17 protein-coding genes are annotated in these 17,593 nt (G+C 61.2%); 7 read left to right on the forward strand and 10 right to left on the reverse strand.

Annotated features, from left to right (window positions below):
- Positions 1-58 precede the first annotated feature (58 nt).
- The 9 genes from glxR to AC1DWQ_RS19300 form a co-directional block, all read right to left on the reverse strand.
- Positions 59-940, reverse strand: a complete 882-nt coding sequence (gene glxR, locus AC1DWQ_RS19260) for a 2-hydroxy-3-oxopropionate reductase (protein WP_477671053.1) — start codon at positions 938-940, stop codon at positions 59-61.
- Between the two features lie 91 nt (positions 941-1,031).
- Complete coding sequence (gene garL, locus AC1DWQ_RS19265) at positions 1,032-1,814, reverse strand: 2-dehydro-3-deoxyglucarate aldolase (protein WP_477671054.1); 783 nt, start codon at positions 1,812-1,814, stop codon at positions 1,032-1,034.
- 83 nt (positions 1,815-1,897) lie between these two features.
- On the reverse strand, positions 1,898-3,484 hold the full coding sequence (gene garD / locus AC1DWQ_RS19270; RefSeq protein WP_477671055.1) for a galactarate dehydratase: 1,587 nt from the start codon (positions 3,482-3,484) through the stop codon (positions 1,898-1,900).
- Positions 3,484-4,575 carry a lactonase family protein gene (locus AC1DWQ_RS19275; protein ID WP_477671056.1) on the reverse strand — a complete coding sequence of 364 codons (1,092 nt, stop codon included), beginning with the start codon at positions 4,573-4,575 and terminating at the stop codon, positions 3,484-3,486. Before AC1DWQ_RS19275 ends, garD begins: the two co-directional genes overlap by 1 nt.
- Before the next feature lie 28 nt (positions 4,576-4,603).
- Positions 4,604-5,902, reverse strand: coding sequence for a TRAP transporter large permease (locus tag AC1DWQ_RS19280; RefSeq protein WP_477671057.1), 1,299 nt, complete (start codon positions 5,900-5,902; stop codon positions 4,604-4,606).
- Between the two features lie 9 nt (positions 5,903-5,911).
- Positions 5,912-6,400 carry a TRAP transporter small permease gene (locus AC1DWQ_RS19285; protein WP_477671058.1) on the reverse strand — a complete coding sequence of 163 codons (489 nt, stop codon included), beginning with the start codon at positions 6,398-6,400 and terminating at the stop codon, positions 5,912-5,914.
- Positions 6,401-6,544: 144 nt separating this feature from the next.
- Entirely contained in the window at positions 6,545-7,516 is a 972-nt protein-coding gene (locus tag AC1DWQ_RS19290) for a TRAP transporter substrate-binding protein (protein ID WP_477671059.1), read from the reverse strand.
- A 46-nt stretch (positions 7,517-7,562) separates the two neighbouring features.
- Positions 7,563-8,459: an SMP-30/gluconolactonase/LRE family protein gene (locus tag AC1DWQ_RS19295; RefSeq protein ID WP_477671060.1), complete on the reverse strand. Its 897-nt coding sequence runs from the start codon at positions 8,457-8,459 to the stop codon at positions 7,563-7,565.
- Positions 8,460-8,474: 15 nt separating this feature from the next.
- Positions 8,475-9,284, reverse strand: coding sequence for an NAD-dependent epimerase/dehydratase family protein (locus AC1DWQ_RS19300; RefSeq protein WP_477671061.1), 810 nt, complete (start codon positions 9,282-9,284; stop codon positions 8,475-8,477).
- Between the two features lie 216 nt (positions 9,285-9,500).
- Between AC1DWQ_RS19300 and AC1DWQ_RS19305 the strand changes: the two genes are divergently transcribed.
- The 6 genes from AC1DWQ_RS19305 to AC1DWQ_RS19330 all read left to right on the forward strand — a co-directional run bounded on the left by AC1DWQ_RS19305 (position 9,501) and on the right by AC1DWQ_RS19330 (position 15,493).
- Positions 9,501-10,274 (forward strand): FadR/GntR family transcriptional regulator, encoded by a 774-nt coding sequence (locus AC1DWQ_RS19305; RefSeq protein ID WP_477671062.1) that lies wholly within the window; start codon positions 9,501-9,503, stop codon positions 10,272-10,274.
- 65 nt (positions 10,275-10,339) lie between these two features.
- Positions 10,340-11,707 (forward strand): glucarate dehydratase, encoded by a 1,368-nt coding sequence (gene gudD, locus AC1DWQ_RS19310; RefSeq protein ID WP_477671063.1) that lies wholly within the window; start codon positions 10,340-10,342, stop codon positions 11,705-11,707.
- A gap of 159 nt (positions 11,708-11,866) precedes the next feature.
- On the forward strand, positions 11,867-12,856 hold the full coding sequence (locus AC1DWQ_RS19315; RefSeq protein ID WP_477671064.1) for a sialic acid TRAP transporter substrate-binding protein SiaP: 990 nt from the start codon (positions 11,867-11,869) through the stop codon (positions 12,854-12,856).
- Between the two features lie 55 nt (positions 12,857-12,911).
- On the forward strand, positions 12,912-13,889 hold the full coding sequence (locus AC1DWQ_RS19320) for a Bug family tripartite tricarboxylate transporter substrate binding protein (RefSeq protein ID WP_477671065.1): 978 nt from the start codon (positions 12,912-12,914) through the stop codon (positions 13,887-13,889).
- Positions 13,890-13,891: 2 nt separating this feature from the next.
- Complete coding sequence (locus AC1DWQ_RS19325) at positions 13,892-14,956, forward strand: Gfo/Idh/MocA family protein (RefSeq protein WP_477671066.1); 1,065 nt, start codon at positions 13,892-13,894, stop codon at positions 14,954-14,956.
- A gap of 228 nt (positions 14,957-15,184) precedes the next feature.
- A complete protein-coding gene (locus tag AC1DWQ_RS19330) occupies positions 15,185-15,493 on the forward strand; it encodes a winged helix-turn-helix transcriptional regulator (RefSeq protein WP_457278868.1) in 309 nt (102 codons plus the stop codon).
- A 115-nt stretch (positions 15,494-15,608) separates the two neighbouring features.
- Here the strand turns inward: AC1DWQ_RS19330 and AC1DWQ_RS19335 are convergent, their stop codons facing one another.
- Positions 15,609-16,637 (reverse strand): Bug family tripartite tricarboxylate transporter substrate binding protein, encoded by a 1,029-nt coding sequence (locus AC1DWQ_RS19335; protein ID WP_477671067.1) that lies wholly within the window; start codon positions 16,635-16,637, stop codon positions 15,609-15,611.
- A 197-nt stretch (positions 16,638-16,834) separates the two neighbouring features.
- Between AC1DWQ_RS19335 and AC1DWQ_RS19340 the strand changes: the two genes are divergently transcribed.
- Positions 16,835-17,536, forward strand: coding sequence for a GntR family transcriptional regulator (locus AC1DWQ_RS19340; RefSeq protein ID WP_477671068.1), 702 nt, complete (start codon positions 16,835-16,837; stop codon positions 17,534-17,536).
- The last annotated feature ends 57 nt before the right edge of the window (positions 17,537-17,593 follow it).

The following is a 17,593-nucleotide window of genomic DNA, read 5'->3' on the forward strand; positions in this document are numbered from 1 at the left end:
AAGCGGTGTCCTCCACCAGCTGCGCCGTGAGCCTCTGTGGGCTCTTCATGCGGATGAGTTACGCGACTTCGTGGTTGCCCAGAAGTTCAAGCGCGCGCACCAGAGCGGAATGGTCCAGGTCCTGCATGCCGTTGGCGGCACAGGCCTGCATCAGCTGGGCGGCGCCCGCCGTTTGCGGCAAAGCCAGACCCAGCGTACGCGCACCGCTGAGCGCGAGGTTCAAATCCTTCTGGTGCAAGCCGATACGGAAGCCCGGCGCAAAGGTGCGCTTGATCATGCGTTCGCCGTGAACTTCCAGAATGCGCGACGAGGCAAAACCGCCCATCAGCGCCTGGCGCACTTTGGCTGGATCGGCGCCAGCCTTGCTGGCAAACAACAGGGCTTCACCCACGGCCGCGATGTTCAGCGCCACGATGATCTGGTTGGCCACCTTGCAGGTCTGGCCGTCGCCGTTGCCGCCCACCAGGGTGATGTTCTTGCCCATCAGTTCGAACAACGGCTTGACGAGGTCAAACGCCGCCTGCGGGCCGCCCACCATGATGGTCAGGCTCGCAGCTTTGGCGCCGACTTCACCGCCCGACACCGGGGCGTCCAGATAGTCGCAACCGAGGGCGTCAATTTTCTTGGCGAACTCTTTGGTGTCCATCGGCGAGATCGAGCTCATGTCGACCACTGTCTTGCCCTTGGTCAGCACCGAGGCCACTCCGCCCTCGCCAAACAGCACGTTCTCCACGTCGGGCGTATCGGGCAACATCAGGAAAATGATGTCCGCCTGCTTTACTACGTCGGCGATGGAGTCGCAGGCCTTGCCCTTGCCGGTCAAGAGAGCCGCAGGCACTTTGCTCCGCGTGTTCATGAAAACCTCGTGTCCTGCCGCAATCAGGTGCGCAGCCATCGGCGCGCCCATGATGCCCAAGCCGATAAATCCAAGCTTGCTCATAAAAATGCTCCTTGTTTGTAAAAAATAGCAATGGCCCCGGACGCGCGGTCCACAAGGCGCATCCCGGACCAGGTCCGGGATGACAGAAAAATCAGGCGAGGTATTTGTCGCGCAGGGCCTGTGTGGCGCCACGGAAAACGCCGAGGTCGCTGCCGACGCCGACAAAAGTCGCGCCCATCTCCATGTAGCGGCGCGCGTCGGCCTCCACCGGCGCCAGGATGCCGACCGGTTTGCCGTGCGCCTTGGCGGCGGCAAAAATTTTCACCATGGCGGCCTGCACCTCCGGGTGCCCGGCATTACCGAGGTGGCCCAGGCCGGCGGCCAGGTCGGACGGGCCGACAAACATGCAGTCGACACCGTCGATGGCGGCAATCTCGTTCGCTGCCGCCGTGCCGGCGATGCTTTCGATCTGCACCATCACGCAGATGTGGTCGTTGATGGACTTGAGGTAGTCCGGCACCGTGCCGTACTTGTTGCTGCGCTGGGACACCGACACGCCGCGAATGCCTTGCGGCGGGTAACGGGTGGCGGCGACGGCGCTGGTGGCCTGCTCGGCGGTTTCGACAAAGGGGATCAGGAAGTTGTAGAAGCCGGCATCGAGCAGGCGCTTGAGCTCTACCGAGTTGTTTGAGGTCGGGCGCACCACCGGTGCGCTGCGGCTGTCTTTCAGCGCCATCAGTTGCGGGATGTAGGTGGCCATGTCGTTGGGCGAATGTTCACCGTCAAGCAGGATCCAGTCGAAACCGGCCACGCCCAGCACCTCGGTGGTGATGGCGTTGGACAGCGAGGACCAGCAGCCGATCAGTTTTTTGCCGGCCAGCAGGTCGCGCTTGAAGCTGTTGGGAAAACTTTGATAAGGGGTTGCTTGTGTCATGAGTTAACTCTCTTTTTATCGATGATCTCTGTTGATCAGGTAGGCAGTGAATCTTTGAATCTATACGTCAATGCATCAGTCCATCAGGTAATGGGCGCCGGGTTGAACAACACCAGCGCGTTGTGCAGCTTCCAGTGTTCGGCCCAGGTTTTCTTTCGGCCGCTGGCAACGTCCAGCATGAACTGGAACAGCTCCCAGCCGACGTCTTCAATGGTGGCATCGCCGTCGGCAATACGCCCGGCATTGATGTCCATCAGGTCGTGCCAGCGCCGGGCGAGGTCGCTTCGCGTGGCCACCTTGATGACCGGCACTTCCGCCAGGCCGTAGGGCGTGCCGCGGCCGGTGGTAAACACATGGATGTTGATGCCCGCGGCCAGCTGCAGCGTGCCGCAGATGAAGTCGCTGGCGGGCGTGGCGGCGTAGATCAGGCCTTTTTGTTTCACCTTCTCGCCGGGTGCCAGTACACCGCTGATGGGCGCGGAGCCTGACTTGACGATGGAGCCCATGGCCTTTTCCACAATGTTGGAAAGGCCGCCTTTTTTGTTGCCCGGCGTGGTGTTGGCGCTGCGGTCAACCTGCCCTTTTTTCAGGTACGCGTCATACCAGGCCATCTCGCGGATCATCGCGGCGGCCACTTCAGGGCTGCTGGCCCTCGATGTCAGCTGGTCAATACCGTCGCGCACTTCAGTGGTCTCGGAAAACATCACCGTGGCGCCGGCACGCACCAGCAGATCGGTGGCAAAGCCCACCGCAGGGTTGGCCGTGACACCAGAGAACGCATCGCTGCCACCGCATTGCACGCCCACCACCAGCTCGCTGGCGGGCACCGTTTCGCGGCGTCGCGCATTCAGGCGTTCGAGATGTTGCAGTGCCATGTCCATGACCGAATCAATCATGGACATGAAGCCGACATGGTTCTCGGACTGCAGGCACACCACATCCAGCGCGGCTTCCGCATTCGTGCCCACATCGGCCACGTTGCGTTCATCGACGATCTGGATGGTGCCCGGCGGCAGCAAACGTTCAGGCTGCAGCTTCTCGCAGCCCAGGCTGACCACCATGACTTCACCGCCGAAGTTGGGGTTCAGGCTGATGTTGCGCAGCGTGCGGATCGGGATGATGGCGTCCGGCGCATCGATGGCCACGCCGCAGCCGTAGGTGTGCTCCAGCCCCACCACATCATCGACATGGGGAAAGCGGGGCAACAACTCTGCCTTGATGCGCTTGACGGCGAAGTCCACCACGCCGGCCACGCACTGCACGGTGGTGGTGATGGCCAGGATGTTGCGGCTGCCGACCGATCCGTCCGGGTTGCGGTAGCCCTCAAAGGTGTAACCCTCCAGCGCGGGCTGAGGGGCCGGCCGCACGGTGGCGATGGGAAGCGCGTCCAGCGTGCGCGCGTCGGGCATCTCCAGCAGGCGTTCATGCACCCAGCTGCCGGCGGGAATATCTTTCAATGCGTAACCGATGGGCACGTTGTAACGCAGCACCGCCGCGCCCTTGGGCAAGTCGACCAGCGCCACCTTGTGGCCCTGCGGAACCCGCTCGATCAGCGTCAACCCATCGGCAAACACTGCGCCCGCTGGCAGGCCACCATCGTTGGCAACAATGGCGACGTTGTCCGCACCGTGCATGCGGATAAAAAGAGGGTTGACGTTGGTGCGTTCCATCAGAAGTCGACGATTTCCACCCAGTTCGGGTTCTTGCCCGCGGGCTGGCTCACCCCGGCGGCAGGCACACCCGTGGCCGCATCGATCGGATGCAGCGACACGGCATGGGAGTCCTGGCCGGTAGAGATAAGGAACTTGCCGCTCGAGTCCACCGCAAAGCCGCGGGGCGTTTTCTCAGTGGGCGTTGTGCCGGCTGTTTGCAGCAGGCCGGTGGCAGGGTCTATTTTGAATGTGGTCAACGTGCTGGAAGTACGCTCCGATCCATACAGATACCGTCCGTCGGCGGACAGCTGGAGGTCTGCCGCCCATGGCTTGCCCGTAAAACCAGCCGGCATGACAGTGCTTCGCTGCAGATGGCGCATGGCGCCCTTGCCAGCGTCGTATGCAAACACATCCACACCGCCGTCCAGTTCGTTAAGCAGGTAGACATGCGTCTGGGCCTTGTTCCACAGGAAGTGCCGCGGGCCGGTTTTGGCCGGCGACACATTCACCAGCGCCGGATCGTTGGCGCTCAGCTGGCCGGTCTTGGGGTCGAAGCGCCAGCTCGACAGGTTGTCGCCGCCCAGGCTGGTGGCAAATACATAACGGCCCGCAGGGTCCTGGTGAATGGCGTGGGCGTTGGGCGAAGTCGGAACGATCTGCTGGACGGGCCCGACAAGGCCGTCGGCACCCACGCTGTTCACCGTGATCTTGTTGCCGCCATAGGAGGCGGCAAAGAGCCAGCGGCCAGAGGCGTCCAGGTCAATGTTGGCCATGCTGTCGGCCAATGAGGCCTCGCCGAGTTTCTTCAGCCCGCCGTTGGCGCCGTCGATGGCAAAGGTGACAACGCGAAACGGCTGCGAGCGCAGGGCCACGTACAGGATTTTTTTGTCCTTGCTGACCACCATGGGCATGGCGGTTCCGCCCACAGGAACCCTCGCCACCGGCTTGAGGGCACTTGCGGCGCGATCCAGCTGAAACACCGAGATCTCCTGGCTGTCGGCGTTGCTGACATACACCCAGGTGGCTGCGCTGCTGGCGCCAGCGGCAGCCATGGTCCCGGCAAAAACGGCGGGGATCAGGACCTGGCGAATGGTGGTTCCTGTTGTCATGGATGTCTCCGTTGTGTTGTTGAACTTTTTACTTGCCGACCGTCATGTAGAGGCTGGGCAACCACATGGAGAAAGCCGGCACAAACGTGACCAGTGCGAGCGCGAAAATCAGCGCGCCATAGAAAGGCCAGATGGTCCGCATCACGGTGCCCACGGACACTCCGCCAATGGCACACCCCACGAACTGGGTCGTTCCCACGGGCGGCGTGTTCAATCCCAATGCGCAGTTGATCAGCAACACGATGCCGAACTGCACCGAGCTCATGCCGTAGTGCTGGGCAATCGGCAGGAAGATGGGCGTGCACAGCAGGATGGTCGCGGCCATGTCCAGGAAGGTGCCCAACACAAACAGGATGATGTTGATCAGCAGGAAGATCACCCACGGTGTGGTGGTGATTTGCGATAGCATCTGGCCTGTCAACTCCGCCACGCCATAGAGGCTGATGAGGTAACCGAAGGTGCTGGAGATGCCGATCAGCAGCAAGATGACGCCGGTGGTCTTGACCGCCTTGGAGGCCGCCTTGATGAAGTGCTCCCATTTGATGGAGCGGTAAACAAAGATCGTCAGCGCCAACGCATACAACACGGCAACGGCCGCAGACTCTGTCGCCGTGAACACACCCGACAAAATGCCGCCCAGGATGATGACCACGATCATCAGGCCCGGCAAGGCAGCCGCGAGTGAACGCGCGACGATGGACCAGCCGGGAAAGGTGCCTGCGGGGTAACCACGCTTCACGGCCACCAGGTAAGCGGCCGCCAGGTTGCAGATGGTCAGGATCGCGGCAGGCACCAGCGCAGCAAGAATCAGCGCTGCGATCGACACCTTGCCACCGGCAGCCAGCGAATAAATGATCAGGTTGTGGCTGGTCGGCATCAGTGCGCCCACCAGTGCGGCGTGCGTCGTCACGTTGACCGCATAGTCGGCATGGTAACCCTCTTTTTTCATCATCGGGATCATCACGGCACCCATGGCCGAAACGTCAGCCACAGGCGAACCGGACACACCGCCGAACAAGGTGCAGGCCACCACATTGGACATGCCCAGGCCGCCGCGCACATGGCCCACCAGGCCGCGCGCGAGATTGACGATACGGTCCGCCACACCGCCGTAGAGCATCAGCTCGCCGGCAAAGATGAAAAATGGAATCGCAAGGAAAGAGAAGATGCCCATGCCTGACGTCATCTGCTGGAAACCGACGGCCAGGGGCAGGCCCTCATACGCCAGCGTGGCCAGGGCCGAGAGGCCAATCGAAAAGGCAACGGGAACGCCAAGCAGCAGAAACAGTGTGAACGAAAGGCAGAGAATAAGTAATGGAATTGTCATGATGGATGCTTAGCCCCAGGCTGGTTCAACTTCGCGGCCTTTGGCCAGGGCAATGATGTGTTCGATCGAGAACATCACGATAAGAACGCCGGCCACAGTGGCAGGCACATACTTCCAGCCCTCGGAAATCCAGAGGGTGGGCAGGCGGTAGCCCCACACGGATATTGCGAGATAACCGCAGTTCCATGCCATGGCAGCGCCGAAGAGCAGGACCAGCGCGTGAATCAGGTACTCCATCTTCAGCCGCAGCCAGTCGGGCGCCAGCACCAGCATGGACTCGAGGCCGATGTGGCCTGCATCGCGGACGCCGACGGCAACACCCAGCATGGTCACGTATACAACCAGCAGAAGCGCCAGGCTTTCGGCCCATGTCGGCGTGTTGTTCAGCACGTAGCGGCCGAACACTTGCCAGCTGACGGCGCAAATCACCGCTACCAGCCCGAAGATACCCAGCCACATGCAGGCCCGGGCGAGCTTGCGACAAATTGTTGTGTACATAAATTGATCCGGATCTGTTGGACCGGCGTTGGTAGAAAAGAAACTGTTGGCGCCGGTCTTTCCGGCGGCCTGTTATATTTTTGCTCGCTGACATCTCCTGTCACCGGCGATCAATCGCCGATGACGAGAGGGGTCATACCTTGCTTACTTGGTGTCCTGGATACGCTTGACCAGCGCCTTCAGCTTTGCATCCACAATAAATTTGTCATAGACAGGTTTCATCGCGTTCTGGAATGAAGCCTTGTCGACCTCAATGAACTCGGCGCCACCGGCTTTGGCGATGGCCTTGGATTTGGCTTCACGCTCGTCCCACAGTTTGCGCATGTAAGGAACCGACTCTTTGGCCGCCTGGCGAATCGCCTTCTGGTCATCCGCACTCAGGGTGTCCCAGGTCCGCTTGGAGAACAGCAGCATTTCAGGGGCCAGCGAGTGCTCTGTGATCGAGTAGTACTTGGCCACTTCAAAGTGACGCGAGCTCTCATACGAAGGGTAATTGTTTTCAGCGCCGTCAACCAGGCCGGTCTTCAGTGCGGTGTAGACCTCGCCGTAAGGCATGGGGGTGGCATTGGCACCCATGGCTTCCAGCAGTGCAACCCACAGGTCGGATTGCTGGACGCGGATCTTCATGCCCTTGGCATCGGCCAAGGTGCGGACTGGTTTTTTGGCGGTATAGAGCGAGCGAGCGCCGCTGTCGTAGTACGCCAGGCCGATAAAGCCCTGTGGTGCGCAGGAGGCGAGGATCTCTTCACCGATCGCGCCGTCCAGCACATGGCGCATGTGTTCCGTGGAGCGGAACAGGAAAGGCATGGTCGGCACTTGCGTCTCAGCGCAAATGTTGTTCATCGGCGCAATGTTCACGCGGGTCATGGCCAGCGCGCCGATCTTGGTCTGCTCGATCGTGTCCTTCTCGTTGCCCAAAGCGCTGTTGTTGAACACCTTGATGGTGTGCTTGCCGTTGGTCAACACCTTCAGGCGCTCACCCATGAACTTGACAGCCTCGACGGTGGGATAACCGTCGGGGTGGATGTCCGACGAACGGAACTCGGTGGCGAAGCTTGCCAGCGGCATCAGCGCCAGTGCAGCGGCAACTGCAAACAGTGTTTTTTTAATCTTCATGTCTCATCCTCTAGGGTTGGTGGTGGAAAACAGGTAGCAGGAACTTTTAATACAGACACGCGGGCTCAGGCAGCCCGCGCACGCCGGGGCGCAGCGCGAACACACCGCCGGCCAGCGGCTGGTCAGATAAGTCGATGCCTTCGGGGCGTATCGACGTCACGAACAGGGTGTCGAGCCCGGCGCCGCCAAAGGCGCACATGGCAGGTTTTTTGACCGGCACGGCCAGCGAACGGTCCAGCTTGCCGGCGGGCGTGAAGCGATGAATCAGGCCGGCGTCGTTGCCGCAGATCCAGTAGCAGCCGTCGGCGTCGACTGCCGCGCCATCAGGGCGGCCGGGTAGCGGGTTCATGTCGACAAAGACGCGCCGGTTGTATGGCGTGCCGGTCTCGGTGTCGTAGTCAAAGGCCCAGATGACCTGTACCGACGGATGCGAGTCCGACAGGTACATCGTGCGGCCGTCGGGGCTGAAGGCCATACCGTTCGGCGTGATGAAACCGTCCAGGAGTTTTTTTAGTTCGCTATCTTTTTTGTAGCTATAAATACAACCCACACGTGCGCCGGCAGCCATATTCATCAACATGGTACCGGCAAGAAAGCGCCCCTGACGGTCGCAGCGGCCATCGTTAAAGCGCATGCCGGGCGTGGCATGCGTAACGGCGGCAAGCTGCTTGAACCCAAGCTGGCCATCCGCCCGTGGACTCAGGCGGAACACGCCGCTTTCAGTGCCTGCGACCCAGTCCTGCGTGCCGCCTATCGACGCAACGCAGGCCAGCATTTCGGGAGCGGCCCATTCGGTGAGCACGCCTTCGGCCACGCTCCAGCGGCACAGCCTGCGCGCCGGAATATCAACCCAATAGAGCGCTTGTTCGGCGGCCTGCCAGACAGGGCTTTCCCCTGTGCCATTGCGCGCATCCAGAACCAGCTCGACGTGAGACTCGCTCATGTTTATCCTGACCACTCAGTCGCCGAAAGGACCGGCTACTACGAAGCCGCCGCCCTGGTACTGGGCGACCGGGTCTTTCAGGTCAGGCGCGGGGGTTCGGGCGTAGACGGCCTCGCGAAAGATGTCCGAGCTGTCTTTCGGCACATAACCGATGTGGCGTGCGCGGCTGTTGTCCCACCAGGTGACGGCGTTGTCGGACATGCCGAACACAATACTGTGGCCCAGCACCGGCGTAGTCAGGCAGGCGGTGATCAAGCGGTGCAGGTCGTCAAAGCTCAACCAGGTGGCCAGCATGCGGCGGTCTTTGGGCTCGGCAAATGAAGAGCCGATGCGCACGCAAGCGGTTTCAATGCCGTGGCGGTCAAAGTACAGGCGCGCGAGATCTTCACCGAAGGCTTTGCTCAGGCCGTACAAACCGTCGGGCCGCGGCGGATGGTCGGCATTGATGGTCTGGTCCTGGCGGTAAAAGCCGGTGACGTGATTGGAGCTGGCAAAGACGATGCGCTTGACGCCGTTCTTGCGCGCGGCCTCATACAAGTTATAGGCGCCCAGGATGTTGGCTTGCAGGATGGGACCAAAGGGCCCTTCTACCGAGACACCGCCCAGGTGGACAATCGCGTCCACGCCCTGAACCATGGTGTGGACGGCGGCGGCATCGGCCAGATCGGCCAAAATCACCTCTTCGTTGGCTCCGGCAGCACCGAAAGGCTGCACGTCGGACAGCCGGAGTACCGAGCAATTGGCCTTCAGGCGCTCGCGCAAGGCCTTGCCCAAGCCACCGGCCGCGCCGGTCAACAAGAGCTTTTCGTGAACTTTGATGGTCATTTTTTTAATCTGCGTCCGGTGTGATTGCAAACACTGGACTTTTTTATGAAGTTTGTTAAAGTCAACCCAAGAACATCGCAGTCATAGGTTGTCTGATGACTTGGAATTCTCCAGTTCGCCCCCTAGCTTGTCAATGGTTTTTTAATGGACTCAAGGAAAACCCCTAGTCGCTCTGAGGCAGGCCTTACGGTTGGCTTTCACGAAGAGCCGTTGCGCATGCGCCGCCCCCGCGGACTGGTGAGTGAGATCGTCGAAAATCTGGCCACCAGCATCCGTTCAGGTCACCTGCAGCCGGGCGAAAAACTGCCCACTGAAGCCGAAATCATGGCCCGTTTTGACGTGAGCCGGACCGTGGTGCGCGAGTCGCTGTCCAAGCTCCAGGCCTCAGGGCTGGTCGAAACCAGGCACGGCATCGGCACCTTTGTCCTGCAACCGCAGGACGCCGGCAACTTCAAGATCACCGCCGAGGACTTTGCCACTGTGGCCGATGTGATCTCGGTGCTGGAGCTGCGCATCAGCCTGGAAACCGAAGCCGCCGGCCTTGCCGCCCAGAGGAGAACGCCAGAAAACCTCAAGGCCCTGGAAAATGCACTGCGCGCCTTTCACGACTCCATCAGCCTGGACTCTGACGCCGTGCCACCGGACTTCCAGTTCCATATGGAAGTGGCCCGCGCCACGGGCAACCGGCACTTCGCCGACCTGATGACCTACCTGGGCACCATGATCATTCCGCGCACTCGCGTCAACACGGCGCACAGCGCACCCGAAGGCCGCTTCAACTACCTGCAGCGGGTCAACAGCGAGCACGAGAGCATCTACAACGCCATCCGCAATCAGGATGCGGAGGCCGCACGCGCCGCCATGCGGACGCACCTGTCCAATAGCCGTGAACGGCTTCGCCGGGGCAATAACGCGCACACCATGCAGCCACCCGAAGAGCCTTCCGAACCTCAAGCGCCTCGCACTCTGGGTACAAATCTGGTTGCATAAATAATCGACGAGTTGTACGATAACTGATAAATTGTTTTATCAACCATCCTACAAGCAAGTCCGGTATGCCCGCTTCAAACGCTCCCGCAACAGCCCCTCACGCCCTTTCCCAAACTCCCCGAATCACTCGCGTGCAGGTGATTCCCGTGGCCGGCCAGGACAGCATGCTGTTAAACCTCAGCGGTGCCCACGGCCCATTTTTCACCCGGAACCTGCTGATCCTGACCGACAGTTCAGGCCGCACCGGCGTAGGTGAAGTACCGGGCGGCGAGAAGATCCGCAACACCCTGGAAGACGCCCGTGAACTGATCGAAGGGCAATCGGTAGGCGCGTGGAACCAGATTCTCAACACCCTGCGCACACGTTTTGCGGACCGCGACAGCGGCGGCCGCGGCAACCAGACCTTCGACCTTCGTGTGGCGATTCATGCCGTCACTGCCGTGGAAAGCGCCCTGCTCGACCTGCTGGGCCAATTCCTGGGCGTACCTGTGGCCGCACTGTTGGGCGAAGGCCAGCAACGGGATTCAGTGGCCGTGCTGGGCTACCTCTTTTATGTGGCCGACCGCAAGCAGACGGATCTGGCCTATGGCAGTGCGCCGGATGCGGAGGACGACTGGCTGCGCCTGCGCCACGAGACCGCCATGGACGCCGATGGCATCGTGGCATTGGCCGAAGCGGCTTACAAGCGTTACGGCTTCAAGGATTTCAAGCTCAAGGGCGGCGTGCTGCGGGGCGAGGAAGAGATGGAAGCCATCATCGCCCTCTCCGAACGTTTTCCCGATGCGCGCATCACACTGGACCCGAACGGCGGGTGGCTGCTCAAGGATGCCATCCGCATCTGCCAGGGCCGCGGCGATGTGCTGGCCTACGCAGAAGACCCCTGCGGCGCCGAAGGCGTGTTCTCCGGCCGCGAAGTGATGGCGGAGTTTCGCCGGGCCACCGGCCTGCCGACCGCCACCAACATGATCGCCACCGACTGGCGCGAGCTGTCGCACACCATCCACCTGCAGTCGGTCGACATCCCGCTGGCCGATCCACACTTCTGGACCATGCAAGGCTCAGTGCGCGTCGCGCAGATCTGCCAGACATGGGGGCTGACCTGGGGCTCGCACTCCAACAACCACTTCGACATTTCCCTGGCCATGTTCACCCACGTGGCTGCGGCCGCGCCGGGCAAAGTCACTGCGATTGACACCCACTGGATCTGGCAGGACGGCCAGCGCCTGACCAAGGCACCCTTGCAAATTGTGGACGGCCAGGTTGCAGTGCCAAAAACACCGGGCCTCGGCGTAGAGCTGGACATGGCTGAAGTGGAAAAAGCGCACCAGCTTTACCTCAAGCACGGCCTCGGTGCGCGCGACGATGCCGTGGCCATGCAATACCTGATCCCCAACTGGAAATTCAACAACAAGATGCCCTGCATGGTTCGATGAATCCAGCAGGCCGCCGGAATTTAGAGGATTCCGGAAATCTGCCATGCCCATCTGCACGGGAAGTTTGTAGCCCGCAAGGCGCCGGGGGCGGTATACCGCGGCGCCCTTTCCCCACCAACGATACCCACTGAGCCATTACAAACAATCAGGAGACAAGACATGAAACGCAGAACCCTTTGCAGCATTGCGGGTGCGACGCTGCTGGCACTGGCCGGCACGCTGGGCGCAGGCGCCGCCGCAGCCCAGACCAAACTCAAATGGGCTCACGTCTACGAGACCTCGGAGACCTTTCACAAGCAGGCCGTCTGGGCCGCCGACGAAATCAGGAAGAAGACCAACGGCCGCTATGTGGTGGAGGTCTTCCCGGCCTCATCCCTGGGCAAGGAAACCGACATCAACCAGGGCCTGACACTGGGCACCGTCGACATCATCTACACCGGCGCGGCCTTTGCCGGGCGTGCACACCCGCCGCTGTCGATCGCCGCCGCGCCTTTTGTGTTTCGCGATTACGCGCACTTTCAGGCATTCCGTAACGGTCCGATCTTTCAGGAGCTGGCTCAGGGTTATGCCAGCAAGACCGGCGGCCAGCACATTGCAGGCTACACCTACTACGGCCTGCGCCACATGACTTCCAACAAGGTCATCAACAAACCCGAGGACATGAAAGGCCTCAAGCTGCGCGTGCCCGACGCACCACTTTTTGTGATGTTCCCAAGGGCCGTGGGTGCGAACCCGACGCCCATCGCCTTTGCCGAGGTCTACCTGGCGCTGCAAAACGGCACGGTCGATGCACAGGAAAACCCGCTTCCCACCATCGAGGCCAAAAGGTTTTACGAAGTCCAGAAATACATCACCCTGACCGGCCACATCACCGAATCGCTGCTCACGGCCGTGTCGAGCTCGGTCTGGTCCAAACTCAGTGAGGCCGACAAGAAGGTCTTCGACCAGGTGCTCTGGGAGGCGTCGAGCCGCGCCAGCCAGGACATCGTCGATGCCGAAAACCGCCTGGTCGCCGAGTTCGAGAAAAAAGGCAAAACCGTCAACAAGGTAGACCGCGCGCCTTTTGCCGCAGCGGTCTTGCCTTCGCTCACCGCTGCCGATGCCCCGTGGCCCAAGAGTCTGTACGAACGCATTCAGGCCATCAAGTAAGTAGTTCCAACCAACACCACCAGACAACACCACCAGACAACACACAGGAGACATCATGAAACGCCGTTCCCTCATCCATTCCGCACTTGCTGGCGCTGCCCTGTCGGCGCTGGGACTTCCTGCCTTCGCACAAGACAAGTGGCCCAGTAAACCCATCACCTTCATCGTGCCCTTTCCTGCAGGCGGGACCACCGACATCCTGGGCCGGCTGATTGGCCAAAAACTCGGGCCGGTACTCGGCACCACCATCGTGATTGACAACAAGGGCGGTGCTGGCGGTAGCGTCGGCTCGGAAGTCGCGTCCCGCGCACCGGCAGATGGCTACACGATGCTGGGCGGCACCGTCAGCTCGCATGCCATCAATGTGAGCCTTTACCCGAAACTGGGCTACGACCCGATCAAGTCTTTCTCGCCGGTGGCGCTCATCGGCACCAACCCCGTCGTGCTGGTGGTGGGGGCCAACAGCCCTTACAAAACGCTGCAGGACGTGCTGGCCGCAGCGAAGGCCAAACCCAAAACCATTTCTTCCGCATCGGCCGGCAGCGGCACATCGCAGCATCTCTCGCTGGAACTGCTGGGCTTCAAGTCGGGCACCCAGTTCATCCATGTGCCCTACAAAGGCAGCGGCCCCGCCATCCAGGACGTGATCGGCGGGCAGGTGGACATGATGTTCGACACCACGGTCGTAGCAGGTCCTCATATCCAGAGCGGCAAGGTGCGTGCGCTGGCGGTCACCTCCGCCAAGCGCCTGGAGTCCATGCCGAATGTGCCAACGGTGGCCGAATCCGTCCCCGGATTTGAGGTTGCCTCATGGCAAGCCATTTTTGTACCCACCGGCACCCCCAAGCCCATCATTGACAAGCTGCACGATGAAATCATGAAAATCACCGCGCAGCCCGAGATGCAGGAACGCCTCAAAGGACTGGGCATGCAACCGTCCAGCATGACGATCGAGCAGGTCTCCGCCTTCCAGAAGGCAGAGGTCGAGAAATGGGCGCAAGTCATCAAGGCGGCCAACGTCAAGCTTGACTGAACATGCCGTCCATACCCAGCCCTGCGCGGCTGCGCCTCGCCGTCATTGGCGCAGGGCTGGGCTCGGCACCTCACTTCCGAAGTCTTGAAGACCTGGCCAGTGAAGCAGACGTCGCATGGGTTTATGGGCGAAATCCCGAACGGCTGGCCGCTGTAGAAGTGCCCCAAGGGGCGCGCCGAACTACGCGACTGGAAGATATTCTGGAAGACGCCAGCGTAACAGCCGTGCTGGTTCTCACGCCGCCCAATACCCATCTGGACCTCGTGCAGCAGGCAACGCGTGCGGGCAAGCATGTGCTGGTCGAAAAGCCCCTCGAAATTGATTTGAACCGGGCCAATGCATTGGTCGATGCTTGCGAAACTGCGGGGGTCATGCTGGCAGTGATGCTGCAGCACCGCATGCGCGACGCGGCCCTTGCCGTGGCGGCACTGCTGCGTGACGACGTTATGGGCCCGCTGGTCAGCGCTGCCGCGTCGATCCGGTGGTGGCGGCCGCAAAGTTATTACGATGAGCCCGGACGCGGCACCCTGGCGCGGGACGGCGGCGGCGTGCTGATCACGCAGGCCATTCATACGCTCGACCTGCTGCTCAGCTTCACCGGCATGCCGGAGCGCGTCACAGGCGTTGCAAGCACCAGCGCAGTGCATCGCATGGAGGGCGAAGACACGGCTGCCGCATTGCTGCACTACAGCAGCGGTGCGGTCGCTGTGGTTCAGGCCACCACGGCGGCCTACCCCGGTTTTCCCGAGCGCATTGAACTCAACTTCACCCAGGGCACCGTGACGCTGGAAGGCGGTGAAATGCGGGCGGTCTTTTCCAGTGGAAAGACGCTGACCGCCGGTGCACGCCAGGCCTCCGGCGGTGGCGCCAACCCCATGGCCTTTGACCATGCAGCTCATCGCGCCGTGCTGCAGGATTTCATTCGCTCTGTCCAGAATGGACGTGCACCCACCGTAACGGGGCGCTCTGCACTTGGCGTGCAACAAGTGATTGAAGTGATCATGGAATCATCCAGAACAGGCAGCGCTGTAGCACTTCATCCGGCAACACGGATCCCGGTGATGTAGGTAGAAATGATGCGCCTGGGCTTACCCGATGCGTTCTTAAGCCCATTGCCACATCCGGCGCATCAGGGTTTTCCAAGAGAGTTTCAGGCTGTAGTCCAACGGCAGCGGGCGTGGGCAGCTATAAAACTCGTAGCAGTCAGCAATTTGCGTTATATTTGGCCCCAAGCTTTCGAAGCTTTCTGCTTAACAACCCCCTGTGACCAAACTGTGACCCGAGGAGATAACCTGATGAGTGCCAAAGAAAATGCAGCGGTAGGCCAATTGCTTGAACTGCTGGAAGCACGCTACGCACTGCGCGTGCTGTGGGCCCTGAAAGACGGCCATCCCCAGACATTCCGCCTCCTTCAAGACAGCATCGGCAGCATCACACCCAACACCCTCAATACCCGCATCAAGGAATTGCGCGCAGCCGGCCTGCTTGGCCATGGCAGCGACGGCTACACGGTCACCACACTGGGCGCCGACCTGCTCAAGCGCTTGAACGACCTGCAGGCATTTGCCGGCAAGTGGGCCGTCAGCCAGACCAAGAAAAAGTAAATTACCTGGCCAGCCTGGCCCGAAAAAAAGCGACCTTCAGGGTCGCTTTTTTGTTGCGCTGTTTTACCGATCAACAGGCATTCATCAGGTATTCATCCATGCACTTCCCGGCGCCCTAATCCACTGCAGCGCCGGAACGCTTCACCGCGTCACCCCACAAAGTCATGCTGGCAGCAATATGCCTGGCCAGTTCCTCGGGGGTGCCCGGCGCCACCTCGGCACCACGCGACTGCAGCTGCGCGCGCAACTCCGGATCCGCCAGGGCTTTGTGGATCGCTTCGTTCAGGCGATTGACGATGGGCCTGGGCGTTCCGGCGGGAACAAAAATCGCGTCCCATGCGCTGACATCAAATCCGGGCAAGCCCGACTCCGCGATGGTGGGTAAATCCGGCCAGCCCGCCACGCGCGTGGCTGTCGTTACCGCCAATGGTTTGACACGTCCGCTTTTCGCCTGCGGTGCGGCATTCGGCATGACCTCGATCATCATGTCGACCTGCCCGCCGACCAGGTCCGTCATGGCCTGTGCGCCGCCGCGGTAAGGTCTGTGCACCACAGCCAGGCCCGCGCGCGATTTGTAGATTTCTCCGGCCAGGTGGGACGTGGTGCCGTTGCCGGCGGAGCCAAAGGTGTATTTCCCCGGATTGGCCTTGAGCAGCTTGGTGAGTTCCGCCATGGAGTTGACTTGCAGCGTGGGCCGCACTACCACCATGGCGGCGATGCGTGTGAGCTGGGTCACGGGCTCGAAGTCGCGAGACGGGTTGAAGCCGGGTGACCTGTAGATCGCATGGTTGATGGCATGTGTGCCGTTGGTGCCGTACAGCAGGGTGTAGCCATCGGCCGGCGCCTTGGCCGCTGTTGCACTGCCCACGTTTCCGCCGGCGCCGCCCAGGTTTTCGACCACGACAGGTTGACCCAATTCCCTGGTGGCACGCTGCATGACCAGCCGGGCCAGTGTGTCACCGCCACCACCCGCAGGAAAAGGAACGATCAGCTTGATGGGCTTGCTGGGATAACTTGCAGCCGGCTGGGCGTGCGCGACGGACAAGCCAGTGAAGGCAAGCACCAACGATGCAGCACAAGCCGCTGCCAGCCGCGTTGCGGTGCGGGCAAGCCGTCGCAAGGAATGGAGGCGAAGTAGATCCATGGTGTCTCCTGGGGGTGGTATCGGCCACAACGCTGGTGGCAGGTTGATGGTTCATGCGCCATCCAGCGCGAAATACTTAGTCATCTTATTTTATTGCACGCAATAGTGACTTCATTAACCAGATTAACCCTAATAAACCCAGATACTGCATGCAATAATCCTTCCACTCAGCCAACCACTATCAACCGTTACAGCTTATGTCTTCCCAGATTGAATACACCACGCAGACATTGAGGCAAAGAATCCTCAGCGGCCAGGCGGCCCCGGGCGAACGCATGGTGGAGCTTGAGCTGTCCGCCCAATTGGCGGTTTCGCGCACACCGATCCGTATTGCGCTCGGTGAGCTGGAAAAGGAAGGCTTGCTGGAACGCCTGCCGACACGCGGCTTTCGCGTCAGGCAATTCAGCGTTGACGAAATTGCCAATGCAGTCGACGTGCGGGGCGTGCTGGAAGGCATGGCAGCCAGGCAGGCCGCCGAGCGCGGCATCACGCCCGAAACCCGGGAGGCCCTGCAGGCCTGCATCGAGGACGGCCGCCTGCTGCTGGAGCAGGCACGGGCCGCCGGCCATGTGATTGACGCAGCCCGCTGGGTCCCCACGAACGCCCGCTTTCATAGTGCCTTGGCGCACGCCGCCGGCAACAGCACATTGACCTCCGCACTGGCCCATGTCAGCAAAACGCCGATGGCCGGCGCCGGGGCGCTCAGCCTGAACGGCGCCCTGCCCCTGCTCGAATACGGGTTCATTCAGCGCGCACAAACCGACCACGAAGACGTGCTGGCCGCACTGCAGGCCGGTGAAGGGGCGCGTGCCGAAGCCCTGATGCGCGAACATGCCCACCGCAGCCGTGACAACAAGCGCGAACTCATGATGCGCATGCAGAAACCGGCCACGCCTTGAAGCGGTTTTTGCCGTCTCCACCTGAAATTTCGACGTTTTAGCCTTTCATCCCAATAG

It is taken from the genome of Polaromonas sp. P2_G11 (assembly GCF_056403595.1).